Here is a 19,445-nt window from a genome sequence, read left to right on the forward strand (position 1 = left end):
AAAGTTCGGGACTGTGCTTCAGTCGAGATGACGATCTTTCCACGGCTCGGGCTCGTTTCCAAACGGGCGTGTATAAAGTACTTCAAAAGATTATTATCCTAACAACTACCTCAAAAACTGATGCCTCTTCAACAACAAATGCTTAGGTGCGCCTATCGTTTGTGACCGGTAAATCCCCGTATGGCCTGAAAATAAGTAAGCAGTAATACAGGCTAATGCGATGTAAATTCCCGATGATACACCAAATAACTCTACGCCCATAAAAATACAAGCCAAAGGGGTGTTCGCTGCCCCTGCAAAAACAGCCACAAAGCCCATTCCTGCTAACAGTCCAAGAGGTAAGGGAATAAAGAAACTCAAAAAGCTGCCCAAAGTGGCCCCAATAAAGAAAAGTGGGGTAACCTCGCCGCCCTTAAACCCTGCACTCAAGGTAAATGCAGTTAAAAATAATTTGATCGCAAATGTATAATACGCTTCTTGTTGAACAAATGATTCTGAAATAACCGGAATACCCAAGCCGATATATCGTGTATTTCCGATTAAGTAAATAAGGCCAATTAAAACTAGTCCACCAATAAATGGCCTTAATGGTGGGTATTTGATTTTACTGAAAAGGTTTGATAAACCATGGTTTAAGGCCGAGAAAGATCTTGCCACAAGTCCAAATAATATTCCTGCACCTAATGATAACAATAAATTGATCGAATTCATTTCCGGTACCAGGGAAATGGAATAATGGGTATGCCCAACACCCCAAACCTTGCAGGCATAGTCGGCAATAATTGCTGTAATAAATGAAGGAAGAATGGAACCATAAGTTAAACTTCCAATAACGAAAACTTCCAATCCGAATACTGCGCCTGCTAATGGCGTGCCGAAAACAGAGGCAAATCCAGCACTAATCCCGCAGATAAGGATCACTTTTCTGTCTCTGGCTTTAAGTTTAAACAGCTTGGTAAACTGGTCGGCGAAGGCTCCTCCAATTTGAACAGCCGTACCCTCTCTTCCAGCCGATCCACCAAATAAATGAGTAATAATAGTGCCTGCAAAAATGAGTGGCGCCATGATTAGCGGAATCACATTTTTGGGTGATTGTAATTCCTCGATCAAGAGGTTGTTGCCCTTTACAACGGCTGCACCCCAATAATGGTAAGCCAGGCCAATAATTATACCCGCGATGGGTAAAAATCCGATAATCCATAGGTGTTGTTCACGGTAATCGGTTGCCCAGTTTAAAGTTTCTAAAAACAGGGCAGAGGCAGAGCCAATTATCCCACCTAATACTGCAGAAATCAATAGCCACTTTAAAGTACTAATGAAGAGTAATCCGAAGTCGAGTTTAATAAAATGTTTAATAGACAGAAGAAATCCTTCTGTTAGTTTTTTAACAGGCATTTGAATTCAATTTTAAATAAAAATCGTAGGAGTCATCAGCCTGTTTGGGCGGTTTTGGCGGTACTCCATCGCCATTGTCTCAAATGTATAAAATTTAGTTATTTGTTGCAAAATCTTTATCACCTTTGTGCAGCTAACTTTAAATCATGGATTTCACACCCGAAATAAAAGACAAACTACATCAACTGCAGGAAAAGTATACAGCAATGGGGCAAGATATGGCATCGTACCTCGATGGGCTTTTATATGCCGATTTCTTAACCTATTGGGACTACATTCATTTGGATACTTTGCTGAGCTTACAGAATCCTAAAACACCAATTCCTGATGAAGAGATTTTCATCATGTACCATCAAATCACGGAACTTTATTTTAAGCTGGCACTGCACGAATGCAGGCAGATTGCTGAGCATGAAAATTTAACCGTCGAATTTTTTACTGCGCGTGTAAAACGGATCAACGCTTATTTCAATGCCTTAACTACTTCTTTCGAGGTGATGGTGGATGGTATGGAGAAAGAGCAGTTTCTAAAATTCCGCATGTCGTTATTACCTGCCAGTGGATTCCAATCGGGCCAGTACCGGATGATCGAGATCTGTGCTACAGATTTTATCCGATTGGTGGATAAAAGCAAACGAGAAGAACTAAGTACCGCAACAATAGAAGAACAATTCGAAAATATTTACTGGAAATTCGGTGCAACAGAACTGGCTTCGGGTAAACAGACTTTAACTTTAAAGCAATTTATTAAAAAGTATGCGGCTCAGTTTCTGCAACTGGCCAAAGATCGCACTTTAACCAACTTTTCAGCTTTATACCATCAATTGCAAACGAATGGAGCCGATGTTTCTGCCCTTGCAGAGGAGTTGCGTAAGTTAGATTTATATGTAAATGTAGAATGGCCTTTATCGCACTACAAATCGGCTGTACGTTATTTGGAGAAAGATCCGGTTGATATTGCTGCAACAGGCGGAACCAACTGGCAAAAGTATCTGCCTCCGCGCTTTCAGAAGAGAATCTTTTATCCGTTCTTATGGACCAATGAGCAAATGGAAGAGTGGGGTAAAGGATGGGTGCTTAGTGTACTTAAAACACTCAAAAACAAAGATTAATATTGCAAAAAGCTATTAAAAAAGCCTGTTTTTTCTTAATTTGCGCGAAATAATTAATGACAGAATGAGTGAGTTATTGAATTAGAGAATGAGTGCGTAAAATACTCAACCATTCGATCCTTCACCCATTCAAAATTCAAATACAATGACCGAGACATTAGATATAAAAATCACCAAAGCAGACCAAACACGTTTAGCTGTTACTGATTTTTCGCAATTACCGTTCGGTAAAGTTTTTACCGATCACATGTTTACTGCCGACTATGAAGATGGCGAATGGAAAAATTTACAGATTCTTCCTTATGGCCCAATTCCGATGAGCCCGGCAATTTCCGCACTACATTATGGGCAGGCAATTTTCGAAGGGTTAAAAGCTTACCGCCAGCCAGATGGTAAAATTAGTGTTTTCCGTGCAGATAAAAACTTCGAACGCTTTAACAAATCGGCGGCAAGAATGTCGATGCCGGGTATTCCTGAAGAAATTTTTATGCAAGGTTTGGCTGCATTGATCAATGTTGATGAGAAATGGGTGCCTAATCAGGAAGATTATGCTTTATACATTCGTCCGGTAATGTTTGCAATGGATCCTTATTTGGGTGTTAAGGCATCTGATACCTATAAATTTGCTTTGTTAACTACACCAACTGGTCCTTATTACAGTAGTGCGTTGAAAGTTAAAATCGAAACTGAATTTACACGTGCAGATGAAGGTGGTGTGGGTTTTGCCAAAACTGCTGGAAATTACGCACGTTCATTATATCCTTTCGAGCAAGCTAAAAAAGAAGGTTACGATCAATTGATCTGGACTGATTCGGTAACGCATGAATTTATTGAAGAAGCCGGAACTGCTAACTTACTTTTTGTTATTAATGGCAAATTGGTTACGCCATCAGTACGTAGTACGGTTTTGGATGGTGTAACGCGAGATACTATTATTAAACTGGCTAAAGATGCCGGAGTAGAAGTTGAAGAACGCAGGGTTTCTGTTAAAGAAGTAATTGAAGGAATCGAAAACGGAAGCTTAACAGAGGCTTTTGCTGCGGGAACTGCAGCTACGGTAACGCATGTAGGCGAAATGGGCTATAATGGGCAGATCTATAAATTGACTGACCCATCTACAAGACATATTTCTAATGGCATTGCTAAAAAATTAAACGATATCCGTTACGGTTTAGCACCTGATGAATTTGGTTGGAACTGGGTAATCTAAGATCACCATCCATAAAATAATAAACCCCGATACAGCATATGTATCGGGGTTTATTATTTTATAATATCGTCATGCTGAATTTATTCAGCATCTTTCTTTGCCGCTATTAAGACCCTGAAATAAATCTGATAGCTATCGGATCAGGGTGACCAATACGACCATGTTTGATTCTGGGATTATTTATCCAAAATCACTACACCTTTAGCTTCGAAAGCCAATTCTTTTTTAGGGTCGGTAATTTTAGCTACTTCTTCGGGAGATTTTTTAGCGTCTTCTGCATAGTGGCGTAAAGTTTCTACCGAAATGGTTTGTTTCTTTGCTAATCCATCCAAAACTACTTTTTTGCCAACAATATCCATTGGCATAAAGAACGCATAATCTTTAAAAGTTACCCGCATTGGATCGCCGTTAGGCATCTCTAAAGTCATCCAGCAGCCCTTTTTCTTACATACATCTACCACCTTGCCTTCGATTTTCATATCAACAATTTTTTTATCCCCCATAGCAGCTTCCATTTTTGCAGCTGGTTTTACATCGCCTGGTTTAATTTCTTCTCCAAATTTTTGACCAGTATATGTGGTTTGAGCAAATGAAAATGCCGTAAACAGGCAAAAGCTTAAGCCTAGAATGATTTTTTTCATGATTTTATAATTATCCGGTTAATGATCTGATCAAAGTTATTTAAAATTTTTCTAAATAATGAAAACAAAAAATCCCCGTTAACATCCATTAACGGGGAAAATCATCCCTATAATTGCAAATCACATTTTATGATGTACATTAAATTGTTATAGGCAAACTAGAATCCAAAAGTTTAATTTTTGTCTTGGTTGTAGTTAATGTGTTTATATCCAGATAGTTGTTGTTTTTTTTACTGGTTTATTAATATTTAATGATGTTGTAGAAATGTAGAATATTATCTTCTTTCTGTGGAAATTTGTTGAGCGGTTTCCCCATCTTTATCTAACCAAAAACAAGACTGAACACTTCTTCTATTTTACTTACTGCTTTAATCTCGAGGTTGTATTTGTCTATGGCAATTCCTTTCAAATTGTATTTAGAGATGTAAATCGTTTCGAAACCCAATTTATCTGCTTCGGCAATACGTTGCTCAATTCTGTTTACTGCCCTAATTTCTCCTGATAGACCTACTTCTGCGGCGAAACAGTTTTTTGAAGAAACTGAAATATCCTGATGCGATGATATAATGGCAATTAATACAGCCAGGTCAATTGCAGGGTCTTCTACTCTAATTCCGCCGGCAATATTTAAGAAGACATCTTGTGTACTTAACCTAAAGCCACAGCGTTTTTCTAAAACAGCTAAGAGCATATTCATCCTTTTGGTATCGAAGCCTGTTGCAGAACGTTGAGGGGTTCCGTATGCTGCTGAACTCACTAAGGCCTGTGTTTCGATCAACATCGGCCTGGCGCCTTCTAAGGTTGCAGCTATAGCGATTCCGCTCAGTTCTTCGTCGCGCTGTGATAACAAAATCTCTGAAGGATTGGAAACTTCTCTTAAACCACTGCCTTGCATTTCGTAGATCCCGAGTTCTGCTGCTGCACCAAATCGGTTTTTGATGGATCTTAGGATACGATAAACGTGATGCCTGTCGCCCTCAAACTGCAAAACCGTATCAACCATGTGTTCGAGTATTTTAGGGCCTGCAATGGCGCCATCTTTGGTGATGTGCCCGATAAGGAAAACTGGTACGCCGGTTTCTTTTGCAAAACGCAATAATTCGGCAGTACATTCCCTTACCTGCGATACGCTGCCTGGAGTTGAATCGATATGGGCAGAGTGCAAAGTCTGAATAGAATCTACAACTAAAATTTCAGGTTCCAGGATTTCGATCTGTTTAAATATATTCTGTGTAGAAGTTTCTGTTAAAATGTAACAGTTAGATGATGGGCTTTCCTGAATCCTTTCCGCCCGCATTTTAATCTGCTGTTCGCTTTCTTCGCCAGAGATATAGAGCAGTTTTTTGCCCTTTAAATTTAAAGCCAGTTGCAACATCAAGGTCGATTTGCCGATACCAGGTTCACCACCAATGAGCACGAGCGATCCTTCTACCAATCCACCACCCAATACACGATCTAATTCTTTATCGCCGGTTAATATTCTACGTTCAGTTGATGATTGTATTTCATCAACCTTACTTGGTTTGCTTAATTTACGGCTAGCCGTATCGCTTTTCCAGGTTGGAACAGAAGCGGAGCTTTTTTCTACAATTTCTTCTACGAAGGTATTCCATTGGTTACATGACGGACATTTACCCAACCATTTTGCCGATTCGTAGCCACAGCTCTGACAGAAAAATGCACTTTTTGATTTTGCCAATTGATTAAAATTTTAGATTACGAATTTAACCTTTCAGATTGATAAACCTCACAGGTTTTTGAAACCTGTGAGGTTTTAATCGCAAAATAAGAAAGCCCGGATTTTTTAAATCCGGGCTTTCTGTTAAGTGTTTTGAGTTATAATTTAATCTCTTCATCTTTTGCAGAGATGAAGTGAAACTCGGTTAAATGATACGATGATTGTGCCTTAACTTTAATCCATTGGCCGTATTTAAAGAACCAGCGGCGTTGAAGGTTGAAAATGCCTTTTGTAATATAAGCTTCAATATATGGGTGCACGCAAAGAGTTACGCCCTTTTCATTCTGCTCTCTTAAAATATAATTAAGGTTGTTCTCAATATCATCCATTAAAACGATACTCGCTTTAATTTCTCCAGTCCCATCGCAGGCCGGGCATTTTTCTACCGTAACAATATTCATTTCCGGACGAACACGTTGTCTGGTAATCTGTACCAAACCAAATTTGCTTGGAGGCAAAATAGTGTGTTTGGCTCTATCCAATAACATCAGCTCACGCAAATAATCGAATAGCATTTTACGGTTTGTTGGTTTGTGCATATCGATAAAATCGATTACCACAATACCGCCCATATCGCGCAAACGCAATTGACGGGCAATTTCTTTGGCCGCCTCTTTGTTTACCTGTAAAGCATTTTCTTCTTGATTTTCTTTACTGGCAGTACGGTTTCCACTGTTCACGTCTATAACGTGGAGTGCTTCAGTGTGCTCTACAACAAGGTAAGCACCACCTGGTAAGTTTACTGTTTTTCCGAAAGCGTTTTTAATCTGCTTTTCTACACCGAAATGATCGAAAATAGGTTCTTTCTGTTTGTATAGTTTAACGATCTTTTCCATTTCGGGAGAGATGTCGTGAACATAAGAACGGATATCATCGTACAGCTCTGGTGTACTTACATAAACGTTTGTAAAATCAGGGTTCAGAATATCGCGGATTAACGTTGATGATCTGTCCATTTCTCCCCAAACTCTTTTTGAAGGTTCGGTAGAGGGTATTTTTTTAATGAAGTTTTCCCATTTAGCAATTAAATCTAAAAGATCTTTTTGCATTTCGGCAACTCCTCTGCCTTCAGAAACGGTTCTGATAATGACCCCAAAATTTTGAGGTTTAATACTTTCAATAATCTTTTTTAAACGATTACGTTCGGTATTACTTTTAATTTTTTTTGATACAGATATGGTATTGGAGAATGGCACCAGTACCACATACCTGCCGGCAATCGAAATGTCGGAACTTAAACGTGGTCCTTTTGTAGAAATTGGCTCTTTGGCAATTTGTACAGGTAGGAGCATGTTTTTACTGAGCACATCAGAAATTTTGCCCGCCTTGTTAATATCGGCTTCTAGCTTTAAATTATCTAATAATGTGCCTGTAACCGAGCCATTACGCTTGATCTTCGTTAGCTTAATTAAAGATTGCACCTGAGGGCCTAAATCAAAGTAATGCAAAAAAGCATCTTTTTCATAACCAACATCCACGAAAGCAGCATTCAGACCAGGCATAATTTTTTTAATGCGGCCTAAATAAATATCGCCTACAGCGTAGTTAATATTGATTTGTTCTTTGTGAAGCTCAACAAGTTGTTTGTCTTCAATCAACGCTATGGTAACTCCGGCAGGAGTCGAATTGATAATTAATTCTTTTACCAACAGCTACAGATTTAAGGCTTTCGCCTATTAACAAATGGATAGTAAATAAAACAATGATGTAGCCAAAAAGATATACAATAAAAAAATCATATAAATTGCTTAAACCTCATAGTGTTTACTATGAGGTTTAACTGGCTTTATCAAATAAGAAAACTATTTTTTCTTATGTCTGTTTTTTCTTAAACGTTTTTTACGTTTGTGGGTAGCCATTTTATGTCTCTTTCTTTTTTTACCGCTTGGCATAGTTTTAAGTTTTAAATGTTTTTATTAATCTGTTAATTAATTTTTATTCTTTAGTTCAGCCACCTTCTTATCGATGAATGAAGATAAGGTTGGATTAGCCGCTAATTTTTTGCTTGATAAGTAAGCATTTACTGCTTCTTTATTTCTACCTAAATTTTCTAAAGCTGTTCCTAAATAAAAATAGGCTTCAGGGGTTGGAGCAGTGGCAATTACGGTGTTAAAACGAGGAATTGCTTTATCAAACTGGCCTGATTTTATGGAGAACAATCCTAAATTCATATTCGCCTTTACATTTTTAGGTTCTTTAGCAACAACTTCTAACAACATTGCAATACCTTGCATTGGTGCACCTAAACCGTTTACTATCGTTACACCTAAGCCTGTTTTAGCTTCAATGTTTGTAGAGTCTTTCTCTAATGCATTTTTGTAAGACACATTGGCTTTCTGCAATAAAGCAGGTTGTGCTATGCTATCTTGTGTGCTTTCAAAAGCTTTTATAAATTGATTACCTGCAGCTAGCCACGATTTTGTTGATGGTTCGCCTTCGGCTACAACTTCTAAATACAGTGCAGATGGAGTAATTTGTTCAACATCATCCCATTTCTGAGCCAGTTGTTTAGCAAGTTCAATCTTCTCTGCGCCATTTGCACCTTTGTAGCTGTTTTCTAAAGCTGTAATATCTGTAGCCAAATTCTTGTTGATTACATTCTTTGCAGCGGTAGACGAAGTTTCGAGGTTTAGTACCGATGTAGTTGATGGAGAAGCTGCTCCGGCCATTGGGCCACTTGAAGGCATTTTTCCATTTTCTTCCGTTGGCTTAACCAAACCCTTAATGTCTCTTGTAAATAAGAATGCAACAAGCAATACAATCGCTCCAATAACAATGGTTTGTTTTGATCTGATGTTGCTATTCATATATAAGACTTAGGCTTCTACGTTAATTTTTTTTGAATTGCTTTTTACTTTATCAACAAATACTTTTGCTGGTTTAAAGCTAGGAACGAAGTGTTCTGGGATAATTATTGCAGTGTTTTTTGAGATATTTCTCGCAGTTTTTTGCGCTCTCTTTTTAACAACAAAGCTTCCGAAGCCTCTAACGTATACATTTTCACCGCCAATCATGCTGGTTTTGATAACCTTGAAAAATGCCTCAACTGTTTCCTGTACATCAACCTTCTCAATTCCGGTTTTTGTTGATATTTCTGAAATAATATCTGCCTTAGTCATATTTTATTATTTATTATATTATTATGTTTTAATATTACTACTGTTTTGGGGTTGCAAAAGTATTGCTTTTTAATGAGATAGGGAAATAAAAGATGATTTTTTTATCACTAGACTTATCAGGCAATTGCAAGTTTTTTTTTAATCGGATAAATAGAGCGTAATTTGCAGTAATGACATTTCAAAATGAACTCATCAATTGGTACCTGATTAACAAGAGAGATTTGCCCTGGAGGCATACCAATGATGCCTATACCATCTGGTTATCAGAGGTTATATTACAACAAACACGAGTAGAACAAGGGCTTCCGTACTTTAATAGATTTTTGGAGAATTTTCCTACGGTTGCCGATTTTGCCAATGCTACCGAAGCCAAAGTTTTAAAGCTTTGGCAAGGACTGGGTTATTACTCGAGGGGTAGGAATATGCATGCAACTGCTCAAATTGTGGTGAAAGATTACCATGGAATCTTCCCAAGTCTACATGATGAACTCATAAAATTAAAAGGAATTGGTGAATATACAGCTGCTGCCATTTCCTCATTCTCGGCTGGAGAAGCACGGGCTGTGGTAGATGGAAACGTATTTCGGGTACTCTCCAGGTTCTATGGTTTAGCTACGCCGATAAATAGCCCAGGAGGCAAAAAAGAGTTTTATGCGTTAGCAAATGATTTGCTCTATAAAGAAGACCCTGCCCTATATAACCAGGCTATTATGGAGTTTGGGGCCATGCAGTGTAAGCCAAAATCGCCCGATTGCAGCGTTTGCCCGCTTAGTCAGGAGTGTTATGCCTTTAATCATGGCCAGGTAGGTTTGCTGCCGGTTAAAATCCGAAAAGCCGAACAGAAACATCGGTATATTAATTATTTTGTTTGTTTTGAAGATGAAAAAGTATTGATCAGGGAAAGGCAAGCGGGAGATATATGGCAGCATTTATATGATTTCCCTAGCGTGGAAACTACAGAAGAATACATGTGGAGTGATCCGTTATTTATCGATCGGATAAAATCTGTATTCGGAAGCAAGGCCGATTTTACATTTGTTAGAGCCAAAAAGCACATATTAACTCACCAAATAATCCATGTGCAATTTTTTGCATTAAAAAATTATATATTTAACTTTAATAAACAAAAGGAACTTAATTGGGTTTCTTTAAGTAAATTAGATGAGTTACCGCAACCAAAAGTAATCCATGATTTTGTCCTGGAATATTTTTATAAGGACAAAATGGAGTAACTAACCATCTTATCCGCTGCGCATTTATAAAACGAAACAACTAACCAAAAATATTTATGTCTGGGATTAACAAAGTTATTTTAGTAGGCCATTTAGGCAAAGACCCTGAAGTGCGACATTTAGACGGTGGCGTAACAGTAGCCAGTTTTCCATTAGCTACATCGGAAACATACAACAAAGACGGTAAAAGAGTAGAACAAACGGAATGGCACAATATTGTGTTATGGCGTGGCTTAGCAGAAGTTGCTTCTAAATACCTTCAGAAAGGCAAACTGGTTTACATAGAAGGCAAATTAAGAACAAGATCCTTTGAAGATAAAGAAAAGGTTAAAAAATATGTAACAGAAATTGTGGCCGAAAACTTTACCATGTTAGGCAGAAAAAGCGATTTCGAGCAAAGTCCAACTGCACCAACGCATCAAAGTTCTGAAACTAAAATTGAAGATGAATTTACAATTGGCCCATCAGATGAAAATGGAGATCTTCCGTTTTAATTAAGGGTTAAAACACATAAAAAAGCTATCTGATGAGAGGTAGCTTTTTTTATGTGCTTTTTATTTCGTAGCTTTAAAATAATGATGCAAAAAAAAATCCTGCCAGTTTTGCTAGCAGGAGGTTCTTATACAATACTAAAATGGTTAATTAATTTTAGTATAGTAAATATTTAACTTTATCTTATTCGTAGTTGAGCTGCTAGCGCCTATAATAGATCTTTCTGCAGATGTAGCAGTAGATGTTTTCTGGAAATCAGTATAAGAGGTAGGGGCTAGGAATGTGCCCCCATCTTCGATATTTTTATCAATCAAGCCCTGAACGTAACTAGTTACGATAAAGATGTAGCGTTTCTTTAACGAATCGAAATAACCACCAAAAAGTGCTGCACCGCCAGAGGCGCTACTAGAAAATGTTGTATAATCGGGTATATCGGCCGGTTGCTGTGCAATATCCCAACGATATAAAGAAAGTCGTTGAGCAGCATTAAAAGGGTATGCTGGTGCATTCTCTCCAATCTCTACAACTAGTTCTGCCTTATTGATAATTGCTTTCCCGTATGTATTCTTAAAACTTGTCAATTCTGGGAAAGTTAGCTTGGTTTTTACACCGGCCAAGCCTTGTAGGTAAGTAACGCTGTATGGAGTAGTAGGATTAGGAGCACCAATTTGTGTTTGCACTTCTGTACCTGTATAATCGTGCTTAATATTTGCAGCTATTCCGGAAATTGAACTACCTCCATTGCTATTTTGAACCAGCGCTCCAATTGGAAAGTTAACACTTGTGGTGTCTATTCCGCTTGATGAATTGGTTTTTTTCCAAACCAGTTGTAAATATGAATCAGTGCCTGTGAAATTGAAGAAGGCAATGCCTCCAACGCCTGTTGATGATGCTTTATTTACCTGGGCATACAAACCTTTAAATGCGTCTATAAATTTTGCATTTGAGGATGTTCCTGCTGTACCGAGGTTTAATATGGCGTTTTGTATAAATGCCTTGTTTAAAGGAATCCTGATCTGCGCAGGTACAGTTTTTAAAGTATCGGCTTTGCCTGGAACAATAACAGATATTTTTCTTTTAGTATTCGGTGCCAGTTTGCCTGTAAAATTGCCTAAAAGCGTGTTGTTAATTGCTTGTACATCAGAACTTTTATAATTCGTAACCTTATTGGCTAACTGATAAACATCAATGCTGTATTTAGAATTAGTGGTGTCGCCGTAAAATTTGGTCAATGTAGAAGTTGTATCTAATTTTAATACCAAAACCGCCGAATCTAATACTGGAGCAGTACCGAAATCATAACTTGTACTTACTGGGTAAACCGTTAATGCTAAAGCTGCCTCGGTTTTTCCAAAGGTAGGGTCTGTCATGTATCCCAATGGATAGCGGTTTAATCCGTAGGTGTTGGCAGGATCTTCTTCTACAAGTTGAGACTTAACCGGCGATACCACCAGCGTTCCGGTTATTGCAGCGTTCGGATCAACATCTAAACCAACACCATCAGGGTTTTTGCATGATGCAAAAAGAAAAAGACCTATCAACAGGGTTAATAAGTCTTGTTTTGTAAATTTCATATTTAAAATAATAATACCTTAATTAAGCAAGTGAAACCAGTTCGTCATTCGAAATTTCCTCATAAAAAGTATAGAAGTTTTCGAAATTCTCGGTTAAGTTAAAAGCTAATGTTGGCTTATTGGAATCTTTAACAAATTTTAACACATCTTTATTTAGGTTTTCATCTGCTAAAACTACTGCATCAGAGTGTGTTATCGCACCAATGTGCATGCTATCGCAATCAGATGGTAAGAATGCCTTAGTGTCATCTTCCGTCATGTTTGCCATCACTGCTTTATTCGCGAAATTAGCATTTAATTTCTCTGTAAAGCCATCCTCATAAACAGAATATACTACTTTGGAATTTTTAAAAGTAGGATCATTTTTATAAGTTGTTTTGATATAAGCAGGAACTAATGCACTCATCCATCCATGACAGTGAACGATATCTGGTGCCCAGCCTAATTTTTTAACGGTTTCCAATGCCCCTTTGCAAAAGAAAATTGTGCGTTCATCATTGTCGTCGAAGAATTTCCCGCTCGCATCTCTAAATACTTGTTTGCGTTGGAAATATTCTTCGTTGTCTAAGAAATAAACCTGCATGCGTGCAGCTGGGATGGAGGCTACTTTAATGATTAAAGGATTATCGTTGTCATCGATAATGATGTTCATTCCTGATAAGCGGATTACTTCGTGTAAACGATTTCTTCTTTCGTTGATGTTACCAAATTTAGGCATTAAGATGCGGATTTCGAATCCTTTTTCTTGCATTGCTTGTGGTAATTGGCGCGTGATTTCAGAAATTTTAGTAAGCTCGAGGAAAGGCGACATCTCGTGTGTAACAATCAGCAGCTTCGTTTTTGCCATCTCCATATTCTAAGAAAATATTAAGTTAAATAAAAGATAATGAGCTGCAAAGGTAAGCATAATAATACTATTTATCAATATAGCAAGCATTTGTTTGGTTTCGTTTAGATTAATTTACACCTTTACGGCTTTAATTTAGTTTGTCCAAATTGGAAATATTTAAAACCAAAGCAGCGCTTAAGGCTTTTTTACAACCCTTAAAAGCGTCAGGTAAAAAAATAGCCCTCGTGCCTACCATGGGTGCCTTGCACAATGGCCATATATCGTTGATAAAGCTGGCCCAACAAAATGCCGATATCATTATCTGTAGCATATTTGTAAATCCAACGCAGTTTACAGATCCTAAAGATTTAGAGAAATACCCGCGCCCTATAGAACATGATTTAGCCATGCTGGCCGATGCTGGCTGCAACGGAGTATTTATGCCTAGTGTAGATGAAATGTATCCGACTGGAGCTGATGAGGCTTGGCACATTGATTTGGGTAATGCCGAATTTCTATTAGAAGGTGAATTCAGAAAAGGCCATTATCAGGGTGTAACGCAGATTGTAAAAAAACTGTTTGATGCCGTTGAACCAGACATCGCCATGTTCGGGCAAAAAGATTTCCAGCAGGTATTAATGATCAAGAATATGCTCGCTTATTTTAAGCTGCCTATTACCATTATTACCTGTCCGATTATCCGCGAAGATGATGGTTTAGCCATGAGCAGCCGGAATATCCATTTATCTTCCGATGATCGCAAGCATTCGCTCGTGTTGAGTAAATCGCTGCAGTTCGTTATCGATCATTTTAATGAATATTCACTAATAGAATTGGTGGATAAGGCCAAATCATTCTACCGGAATATAGATGGTGTAGAACTCGATTATTTTACAATTGCCAACGGCAATACCCTTGAGCCAGCCAAATCAAAAGATGAAAGTAACTTAGTTGCCCTGGTGGCTGCGAAAGTAGGATCTACCAGGCTGATTGATAATATGATTATTAAGTGATGGGAAATGGATGAGGTAAGATGGATGATGTAGGCCTGTCAACCATCATCCATTTTCCATATTACATCTTCCGTTAGTGAAACTCCAAACTGATTACTAACTTTGCCGAATGGTTATCACAATATTAAAATCGAAAATACACCGTGTTAGGGTAACACAGGCCGAGTTAAACTACGTTGGCAGTATTACGATAGATGAAGATTTGATGGATGCAGCTAACATTATCGCTAATGAAAAGGTGCAGATTGTAAATAATAATAACGGCGCACGTTTCGAAACTTATGTAATTAAAGGTGAACGAGGTACCGGAACCATCTGTTTAAATGGCGCAACAGCCCGTTTGGCTCAACTTGGCGACATTCTCATCATTATGTCTTACGGCTCATTACCAATAGAAGAAGCCAAAAAGTACAATCCAATATTGGTTTTTCCTGACGATAACAACCACTTGCTAAAATAACCTTGTGATATTCGACCTCAAAACAGCGCTAAAATATATCATCCTGTTTTTAATCGGGATGGGGGTTTTATATTTAGCTTTTAGAGGCCAGGATTTAGAAAAGATTTGGCAGGAAATTAAAACTGCAAATTACTTTTGGGTAGTCGTTTCTGCTATCACTGTTTTAATTGCCCATGTGTTAAGGGCTTTGCGCTGGCAGATGCTCTATCAGTCTATCCATTACAAAGTAAGTTTCTGGAATGCCTACCATGCCGTAATGATCGGCTATCTGGCTAACCTTGCTTTACCGCGCTTCGGAGAGATTGGCCGTTGTTCAGTTATCCACAAAGCCGAAAAGGTACCCATGTTTGCTTCTATAGGTACCGTAATTACCGAACGGCTATTTGATGTGCTGATGCTTTTTCTCACCAGTTTGGCAATGCTAATTTTTCAGTATGATATTGTAGCCGATTTTCTTTATCAAACCATATATCTCAATCTTGTTAAAAAATTAAGTGCGATTAACTATTTGTGGTTGGTTGGTTTGGGTATCATTATTTTGTTGCTCATTGCTGTTGCAATATATTTTCTCCGTCAAAAATTCAGTAAAAAATTCTTGCGCATTTTTGTAAGTCTGCGCCAGGGATTTGGCTCATATAGCAAGTTAAAACAAAAAGGATTATTTTTAACTTATACGCTAGGAATATGGCTTTTCTATTCACTTTCCATGTATTTCGCTTTTTCTTCGATTCAAGCTACTTCAGAATTACATTTTAACGCTGCATTTACCGCAATTGTTTTCTCCGGGTTTGCTATGGCAGCCCCTGTTCAGGGTGGTATTGGTGTTTTCCACTGGATGGTTGCCCAGTCACTGGTACTTTATTCCATTTCTTTTAAAGATGGGTTAGCATACTCAACCATTATTCATTCTTCACAGGTTTTGCTTATATTGATATTGGGCTGTTTGAGCCTAATGCTAATTTTGTTTAAGAAACACAGCGGATAGTCGATTTCTTTTAATTGGCTCTATTCTCTTCATCACTTTTTTTGTTTTCCCTAGCCTTGTAAGTCGAATTTCCGAAATTAAAAGTTAAACTAAAAACTAGTCTTTGCGAAGCGAAATAGTGGTAGAAATCGTTGTTGATAATACTTTTCTCTCTAAAAATAAGCCTTCTTTTAATGTTATCAAATGCATCGTAAAGCGTAAGTTTAGTATTGATCCTGTTTTTTAACCAGGCTTTTTGCGCACCAAAATCAATTCCATAAACTGGAGCCATAATATAAAGTCCATTACCACTTTTCGATTCATAGGTATAACTTACATCTAAAATCCAATTTTTTAAGGTAAAAACCTGACTGCCATTAATTATATAATTATATATGGGTATTTCGTAGGTAGCTCCAAAGTAAGGCGTTAGTTCTTTATTGTAATAGAAGGCAATGTTGTTGTTCATTCGCCACCATTTGTTTACAGTAAGAGGAGAACTTATTTGCAGGTTTGCAAATTTTCGGTAGGGTAGGTTTCTACCCAGAAAAATCAACTCATTAGTTACTGGATTGTATTCGGGATAACGCCCCATTGGATCTGTTTCCTTTCCCGCATTTAGCGAAATATTAAGGCTTTTTCTACTATAAGACAAAGCGAAAAGACTAGTTGTAGAGGGTTGTAGGTTGGGATTACCGATCCAATAATGCCGTGGACTGTAATAAAAACGAAAAGGATTTAACATGGCAAAGGTTGGCCTTGTTAATCGTCTGGTATAACTGAAATCGAGCTGTTCGCTTTCGTTAATATCATAAGTAATGTTCAAGCTCGGGAGGCATTTTATATACTTTTTTTCTGTAATACTGCCAGTAGTAATCGAATTGGCTATGGTGTGCGTATGTTCTGCTCTTAAACTTAAACTGTAACTAAACTTACTCCATTGACCAATATAAGAAATGTAGCCTGCGCCAATATACTCTTGGTAGTGGAACTGGTTACTCCGGTTAGGATCTAAGTTAAAAACATCATTGGCTAATGTATCATAACGGAGGTCGTTCTCGGTAGTTGTATATGCAAATTTTCCGCCGAATTCTAATTTTCCTTTACCTATTTTTTGGCTGTAGTCAGTTTGTGCGGCATGAATCATTATATTATTTCTGGAGCCTGTTTTCCAGTAATTTAACAATTGATTGTTAAGTACGTTACGGTTCCGGATATCTTCGGTTTGTCGATTGTCAATTTGGGCCAAAGAGGTAATTACGTGAAGTTCGCTATTCTTAAATTGCGCATCATAATTGATCCCGGCTGAATAATTATGTTGCTTAGGAAAGGCATTATTATCGCTTTTAACGAGTGCAATGGTATGATCTAAATTAATGGTTTGGGTAAGCAACTGATTGCCAGAGACTGCATTTCTGTCCATTTGGTAAGTGCGTAAAAAAGCCTCTAGGTTTTGCCCTTTTTTTACCTCATAAGTTACTTTTGCCTGCACATTAAAGTTCTGGTTGGAGGTAATGGTTCTGGTATCGGTAGTCATGGCGTTTGTATTGGCTAAATACTGCAGGGAATAATACTTATAAAACGTGCTACCGCCGGTATGGCCTAGCCTTAAGTCGTATACAAACCGGGTTGTTTTAAGCACCAGAGATAAATTATTGTCCAATAAACTGTAATTGTTTCGTTGAAAACGAGCATTATAGGTGCCTCTCAAGCCTAAAGACTGGTTTCGCTTCAGTTTTACGTCGATAATTCCCTGATATTCTCCATCATATTTTGATGAAGGCTGGTTAATCATTTCAATCGATTCAACCATATCTGGCGACAAGCTGCTGAGGTAGGAAATGATTTCATTATTGTTCATGTTTGCCGGCTTGCCATCAACAAATAAGGTTGGAGTTGCCCTGCTTGCCATTAAGATTGTTCCGTCCTCGTTAACCTGCAAGCCAGGTAGTTTCTTAAATACATCTAACAAATTAGAGGCAGACTTGAAAAATACATTGTTGGCAATACCGATTTTAATCTGACCATTTTTTGTGCTAAAATTTGGTACTCCCCCTGTTATGGTTACTTCTTGGAGTAGGTTAGTGTCTTCTTTTATTAAAATGTCGCCCACATCAATTGTTTTCAGGCTGTTCGCATTTATCAATAACTCTTTTTGTGTTTTTTGGTAACCGACTAAAGTAACCGATAAAATGTATTTTCCATTTGGCAGGTTTCTAAATTCGAAAAATCCGGTGGTATCGCTATTGGTATGTTTGATCACTGTTGGATGGTCTTTATTGGTCAAAGCCAAATTGGCTAAAGGTATAGCTTGTTTGCTTCTGTGATCAACCAGTTTGCCTTTAATCGTTTGTGCATTTAGAAATAGAGGTATAAATAAGAATAAGCAGAATAACAATGTCGGTTTCATCTTCGTGTATTTGGATTTTGCGGAATGCTCCAAAACTAGAAGAGAAGGGTAGATAAGGGGTTTTGAATCTCAGATTTAGGCGTTCGGAATTATAAAACGAGACCAAATTTAGTTTGATGAAACAACTAATAGTTGTTCCTTATAATGCATCGGGGTTGTTTGTTTGTGTTTTTTAAAAGCGGTGTAAAAAGTAGATTTGGAATTAAATCCCACTTCGTATCCAATGGCTTCGAGCTTAATGCCTCTATCGTTAACAATTAGTTCGCAAGCTTCGTTTATTCTAAATTCGTTAATGTAAGCAGCAAAGCTTTTGCCTAAATTGTCGTTGAGCAATTGCGAAAGCTGATGACCCGAAATGTTAATTTTTTTTGCTAAATCATTTAACTTAAGATCAGAGTTCTTATACAGCTCTTCTTCCAAAATAATCTTCTGTAGTCTGTCAGTTAGTGTCACAGCCTGTTCTTCGGTTATCTTCTTGTTGGCATAACGAACCAAATTCTGGCTGCCCGAAAAAAGATTCTTGTTTTTTCTTCTGCTAATAAACAAGAAAGTGTTTAAGTAAAGAACGGCCGAGAAAAATAAAGCCCCGCTTATGCAAGGACCATTAAAAAATGAGAAGATAGGTAACTTAAATGCCACAGGAACTATTATATTTCCAATAAGTACAGATTGCAATAGTGTCTCTGTTGTAGAAATCTTGCCCCCTTTGAAAATTTTGCCGAAAACATTTCTGAGCAACCAGGCAGATAATACAATATAAACGGTAAATTGTATTGAAATTATTCTTCCGATATAATTTTCCCATACATCAGACTTACTGTCATACGGCGCAATGATACTGGCAATTACAATTGCAAAAAACCAAAAGAGATATGTTCCCGTCATTGTCGTTTTATGCTTTGAATCTTGCCCCAAAGCCGATTGAACAAAATAAAAGAGAGATGGACCAACCAATGAACTTCCTAAAATGCCAATTTGAATATAAATGCCAGGTAAGGCCGGATAGAAATAAAAAAGAAGCGACTTGCTGATCTTTAAACAAAGAGATACAAGCAAAAGCCCAAGAAAAAAAGAAGATGTGGATTTTGGTTTTTTGAAGAATAACAAATACGCACTAATGATAAAGCCATTAAATGCGCCCAGGGCACTAAAGAAAAATAATATTTGTTGCTCTAGGTTCATTTAACAAAAATAATAATCTTACATTAACACAGAGTGTACTCTAGCTAATACTTTCATTCTAAATATGATAATAT

Annotated in this window: 17 protein-coding genes and 1 riboswitch; of the genes, 7 read left to right on the top strand and 10 right to left on the bottom strand. The window is 37.6% G+C overall.

Going from position 1 to position 19,445, the window contains the following annotated elements; all coding sequences use genetic code 11:
- Positions 1-105 precede the first annotated feature (105 nt).
- On the bottom strand, positions 106-1,395 hold the full coding sequence (locus ACN9MR_RS24750; protein WP_426327140.1) for a voltage-gated chloride channel family protein: 1,290 nt from the start codon (positions 1,393-1,395) through the stop codon (positions 106-108).
- Between the two features lie 19 nt (positions 1,396-1,414).
- A riboswitch (Fluoride riboswitch) is annotated at positions 1,415-1,477 on the bottom strand.
- Positions 1,478-1,541: 64 nt separating this feature from the next.
- On the opposite strand from ACN9MR_RS24750, the gene ACN9MR_RS24755 reads away from it, so the two are divergent.
- Positions 1,542-2,507 carry a tryptophan 2,3-dioxygenase family protein gene (locus tag ACN9MR_RS24755; RefSeq protein WP_426327141.1) on the top strand — a complete coding sequence of 322 codons (966 nt, stop codon included), beginning with the start codon at positions 1,542-1,544 and terminating at the stop codon, positions 2,505-2,507.
- 145 nt (positions 2,508-2,652) lie between these two features.
- Complete coding sequence (locus tag ACN9MR_RS24760) at positions 2,653-3,717, top strand: branched-chain amino acid aminotransferase (protein WP_057931568.1); 1,065 nt, start codon at positions 2,653-2,655, stop codon at positions 3,715-3,717.
- 176 nt (positions 3,718-3,893) lie between these two features.
- Here ACN9MR_RS24760 and ACN9MR_RS24765 read toward each other — a convergent pair whose 3' ends face one another.
- From ACN9MR_RS24765 to ACN9MR_RS24785, 5 genes are all read right to left on the bottom strand, one after another.
- Positions 3,894-4,358: a DUF4920 domain-containing protein gene (locus ACN9MR_RS24765; protein ID WP_426327142.1), complete on the bottom strand. Its 465-nt coding sequence runs from the start codon at positions 4,356-4,358 to the stop codon at positions 3,894-3,896.
- Between the two features lie 322 nt (positions 4,359-4,680).
- Positions 4,681-6,057: a DNA repair protein RadA gene (radA, locus tag ACN9MR_RS24770; protein WP_426327143.1), complete on the bottom strand. Its 1,377-nt coding sequence runs from the start codon at positions 6,055-6,057 to the stop codon at positions 4,681-4,683.
- Between the two features lie 137 nt (positions 6,058-6,194).
- Entirely contained in the window at positions 6,195-7,745 is a 1,551-nt protein-coding gene (locus tag ACN9MR_RS24775; protein WP_116249171.1) for an Rne/Rng family ribonuclease, read from the bottom strand.
- 279 nt (positions 7,746-8,024) lie between these two features.
- Positions 8,025-8,903 (bottom strand): tetratricopeptide repeat protein, encoded by an 879-nt coding sequence (locus ACN9MR_RS24780; protein ID WP_426327144.1) that lies wholly within the window; start codon positions 8,901-8,903, stop codon positions 8,025-8,027.
- A 9-nt stretch (positions 8,904-8,912) separates the two neighbouring features.
- Positions 8,913-9,215 (bottom strand): HU family DNA-binding protein, encoded by a 303-nt coding sequence (locus tag ACN9MR_RS24785; RefSeq protein ID WP_025143406.1) that lies wholly within the window; start codon positions 9,213-9,215, stop codon positions 8,913-8,915.
- Positions 9,216-9,385: 170 nt separating this feature from the next.
- Between ACN9MR_RS24785 and mutY the strand changes: the two genes are divergently transcribed.
- Positions 9,386-10,447 carry an A/G-specific adenine glycosylase gene (gene mutY, locus ACN9MR_RS24790; RefSeq protein WP_426327145.1) on the top strand — a complete coding sequence of 354 codons (1,062 nt, stop codon included), beginning with the start codon at positions 9,386-9,388 and terminating at the stop codon, positions 10,445-10,447.
- A 56-nt stretch (positions 10,448-10,503) separates the two neighbouring features.
- Positions 10,504-10,941 (top strand): single-stranded DNA-binding protein, encoded by a 438-nt coding sequence (locus ACN9MR_RS24795; protein WP_057931563.1) that lies wholly within the window; start codon positions 10,504-10,506, stop codon positions 10,939-10,941.
- Positions 10,942-11,085: 144 nt separating this feature from the next.
- Here the strand turns inward: ACN9MR_RS24795 and ACN9MR_RS24800 are convergent, their stop codons facing one another.
- Together ACN9MR_RS24800 and ACN9MR_RS24805 are read right to left on the bottom strand one after the other, a co-directional pair.
- Positions 11,086-12,513: a DUF4270 domain-containing protein gene (locus tag ACN9MR_RS24800; protein ID WP_426327146.1), complete on the bottom strand. Its 1,428-nt coding sequence runs from the start codon at positions 12,511-12,513 to the stop codon at positions 11,086-11,088.
- Between the two features lie 22 nt (positions 12,514-12,535).
- Complete coding sequence (locus tag ACN9MR_RS24805; RefSeq protein WP_426327147.1) at positions 12,536-13,360, bottom strand: glycogen/starch synthase; 825 nt, start codon at positions 13,358-13,360, stop codon at positions 12,536-12,538.
- Positions 13,361-13,509: 149 nt separating this feature from the next.
- Between ACN9MR_RS24805 and panC the strand changes: the two genes are divergently transcribed.
- The 3 genes from panC (at position 13,510) to ACN9MR_RS24820 (ending at position 15,800) form a co-directional block, all read left to right on the top strand.
- Positions 13,510-14,355: a pantoate--beta-alanine ligase gene (panC, locus tag ACN9MR_RS24810; RefSeq protein ID WP_426327148.1), complete on the top strand. Its 846-nt coding sequence runs from the start codon at positions 13,510-13,512 to the stop codon at positions 14,353-14,355.
- 109 nt (positions 14,356-14,464) lie between these two features.
- Positions 14,465-14,815 (top strand): aspartate 1-decarboxylase, encoded by a 351-nt coding sequence (gene panD, locus ACN9MR_RS24815; protein ID WP_029274491.1) that lies wholly within the window; start codon positions 14,465-14,467, stop codon positions 14,813-14,815.
- A gap of 4 nt (positions 14,816-14,819) precedes the next feature.
- On the top strand, positions 14,820-15,800 hold the full coding sequence (locus ACN9MR_RS24820; RefSeq protein WP_426327149.1) for a lysylphosphatidylglycerol synthase transmembrane domain-containing protein: 981 nt from the start codon (positions 14,820-14,822) through the stop codon (positions 15,798-15,800).
- Positions 15,801-15,810: 10 nt separating this feature from the next.
- Here ACN9MR_RS24820 and ACN9MR_RS24825 read toward each other — a convergent pair whose 3' ends face one another.
- Positions 15,811-18,189: an outer membrane beta-barrel protein gene (locus ACN9MR_RS24825; RefSeq protein WP_426327150.1), complete on the bottom strand. Its 2,379-nt coding sequence runs from the start codon at positions 18,187-18,189 to the stop codon at positions 15,811-15,813.
- A gap of 108 nt (positions 18,190-18,297) precedes the next feature.
- Positions 18,298-19,371 carry a helix-turn-helix domain-containing protein gene (locus ACN9MR_RS24830; protein WP_426327151.1) on the bottom strand — a complete coding sequence of 358 codons (1,074 nt, stop codon included), beginning with the start codon at positions 19,369-19,371 and terminating at the stop codon, positions 18,298-18,300.
- Positions 19,372-19,445 lie beyond the last annotated feature (74 nt).

This window comes from Pedobacter sp. R-06 (assembly GCF_049913135.1).
Classification (GTDB): Bacteria; Bacteroidota; Bacteroidia; order Sphingobacteriales; family Sphingobacteriaceae; genus Pedobacter.

Bases quoted from the DNA above. Each gene is read 5' to 3' on its own strand.
- ACN9MR_RS24825 (WP_426327150.1), bottom strand. From the start codon at position 18,189: ATGAAACCGACATTGTTATTCTGCTTATTCTTATTTATACCTCTATTT.
- ACN9MR_RS24795 (WP_057931563.1), top strand. From the start codon at position 10,504: ATGTCTGGGATTAACAAAGTTATTTTAGTAGGCCATTTAGGCAAAGAC.
- ACN9MR_RS24785 (WP_025143406.1), bottom strand. From the start codon at position 9,215: ATGACTAAGGCAGATATTATTTCAGAAATATCAACAAAAACCGGAATT.
- mutY (WP_426327145.1), top strand. From the start codon at position 9,386: ATGACATTTCAAAATGAACTCATCAATTGGTACCTGATTAACAAGAGA.
- ACN9MR_RS24755 (WP_426327141.1), top strand. From the start codon at position 1,542: ATGGATTTCACACCCGAAATAAAAGACAAACTACATCAACTGCAGGAA.
- ACN9MR_RS24800 (WP_426327146.1), bottom strand. From the start codon at position 12,513: ATGAAATTTACAAAACAAGACTTATTAACCCTGTTGATAGGTCTTTTT.
- panD (WP_029274491.1), top strand. From the start codon at position 14,465: ATGGTTATCACAATATTAAAATCGAAAATACACCGTGTTAGGGTAACA.
- ACN9MR_RS24830 (WP_426327151.1), bottom strand. From the start codon at position 19,371: ATGAACCTAGAGCAACAAATATTATTTTTCTTTAGTGCCCTGGGCGCA.
- ACN9MR_RS24760 (WP_057931568.1), top strand. From the start codon at position 2,653: ATGACCGAGACATTAGATATAAAAATCACCAAAGCAGACCAAACACGT.
- ACN9MR_RS24750 (WP_426327140.1), bottom strand. From the start codon at position 1,395: ATGCCTGTTAAAAAACTAACAGAAGGATTTCTTCTGTCTATTAAACAT.
- ACN9MR_RS24805 (WP_426327147.1), bottom strand. From the start codon at position 13,360: ATGGCAAAAACGAAGCTGCTGATTGTTACACACGAGATGTCGCCTTTC.
- ACN9MR_RS24780 (WP_426327144.1), bottom strand. From the start codon at position 8,903: ATGAATAGCAACATCAGATCAAAACAAACCATTGTTATTGGAGCGATT.
- ACN9MR_RS24765 (WP_426327142.1), bottom strand. From the start codon at position 4,358: ATGAAAAAAATCATTCTAGGCTTAAGCTTTTGCCTGTTTACGGCATTT.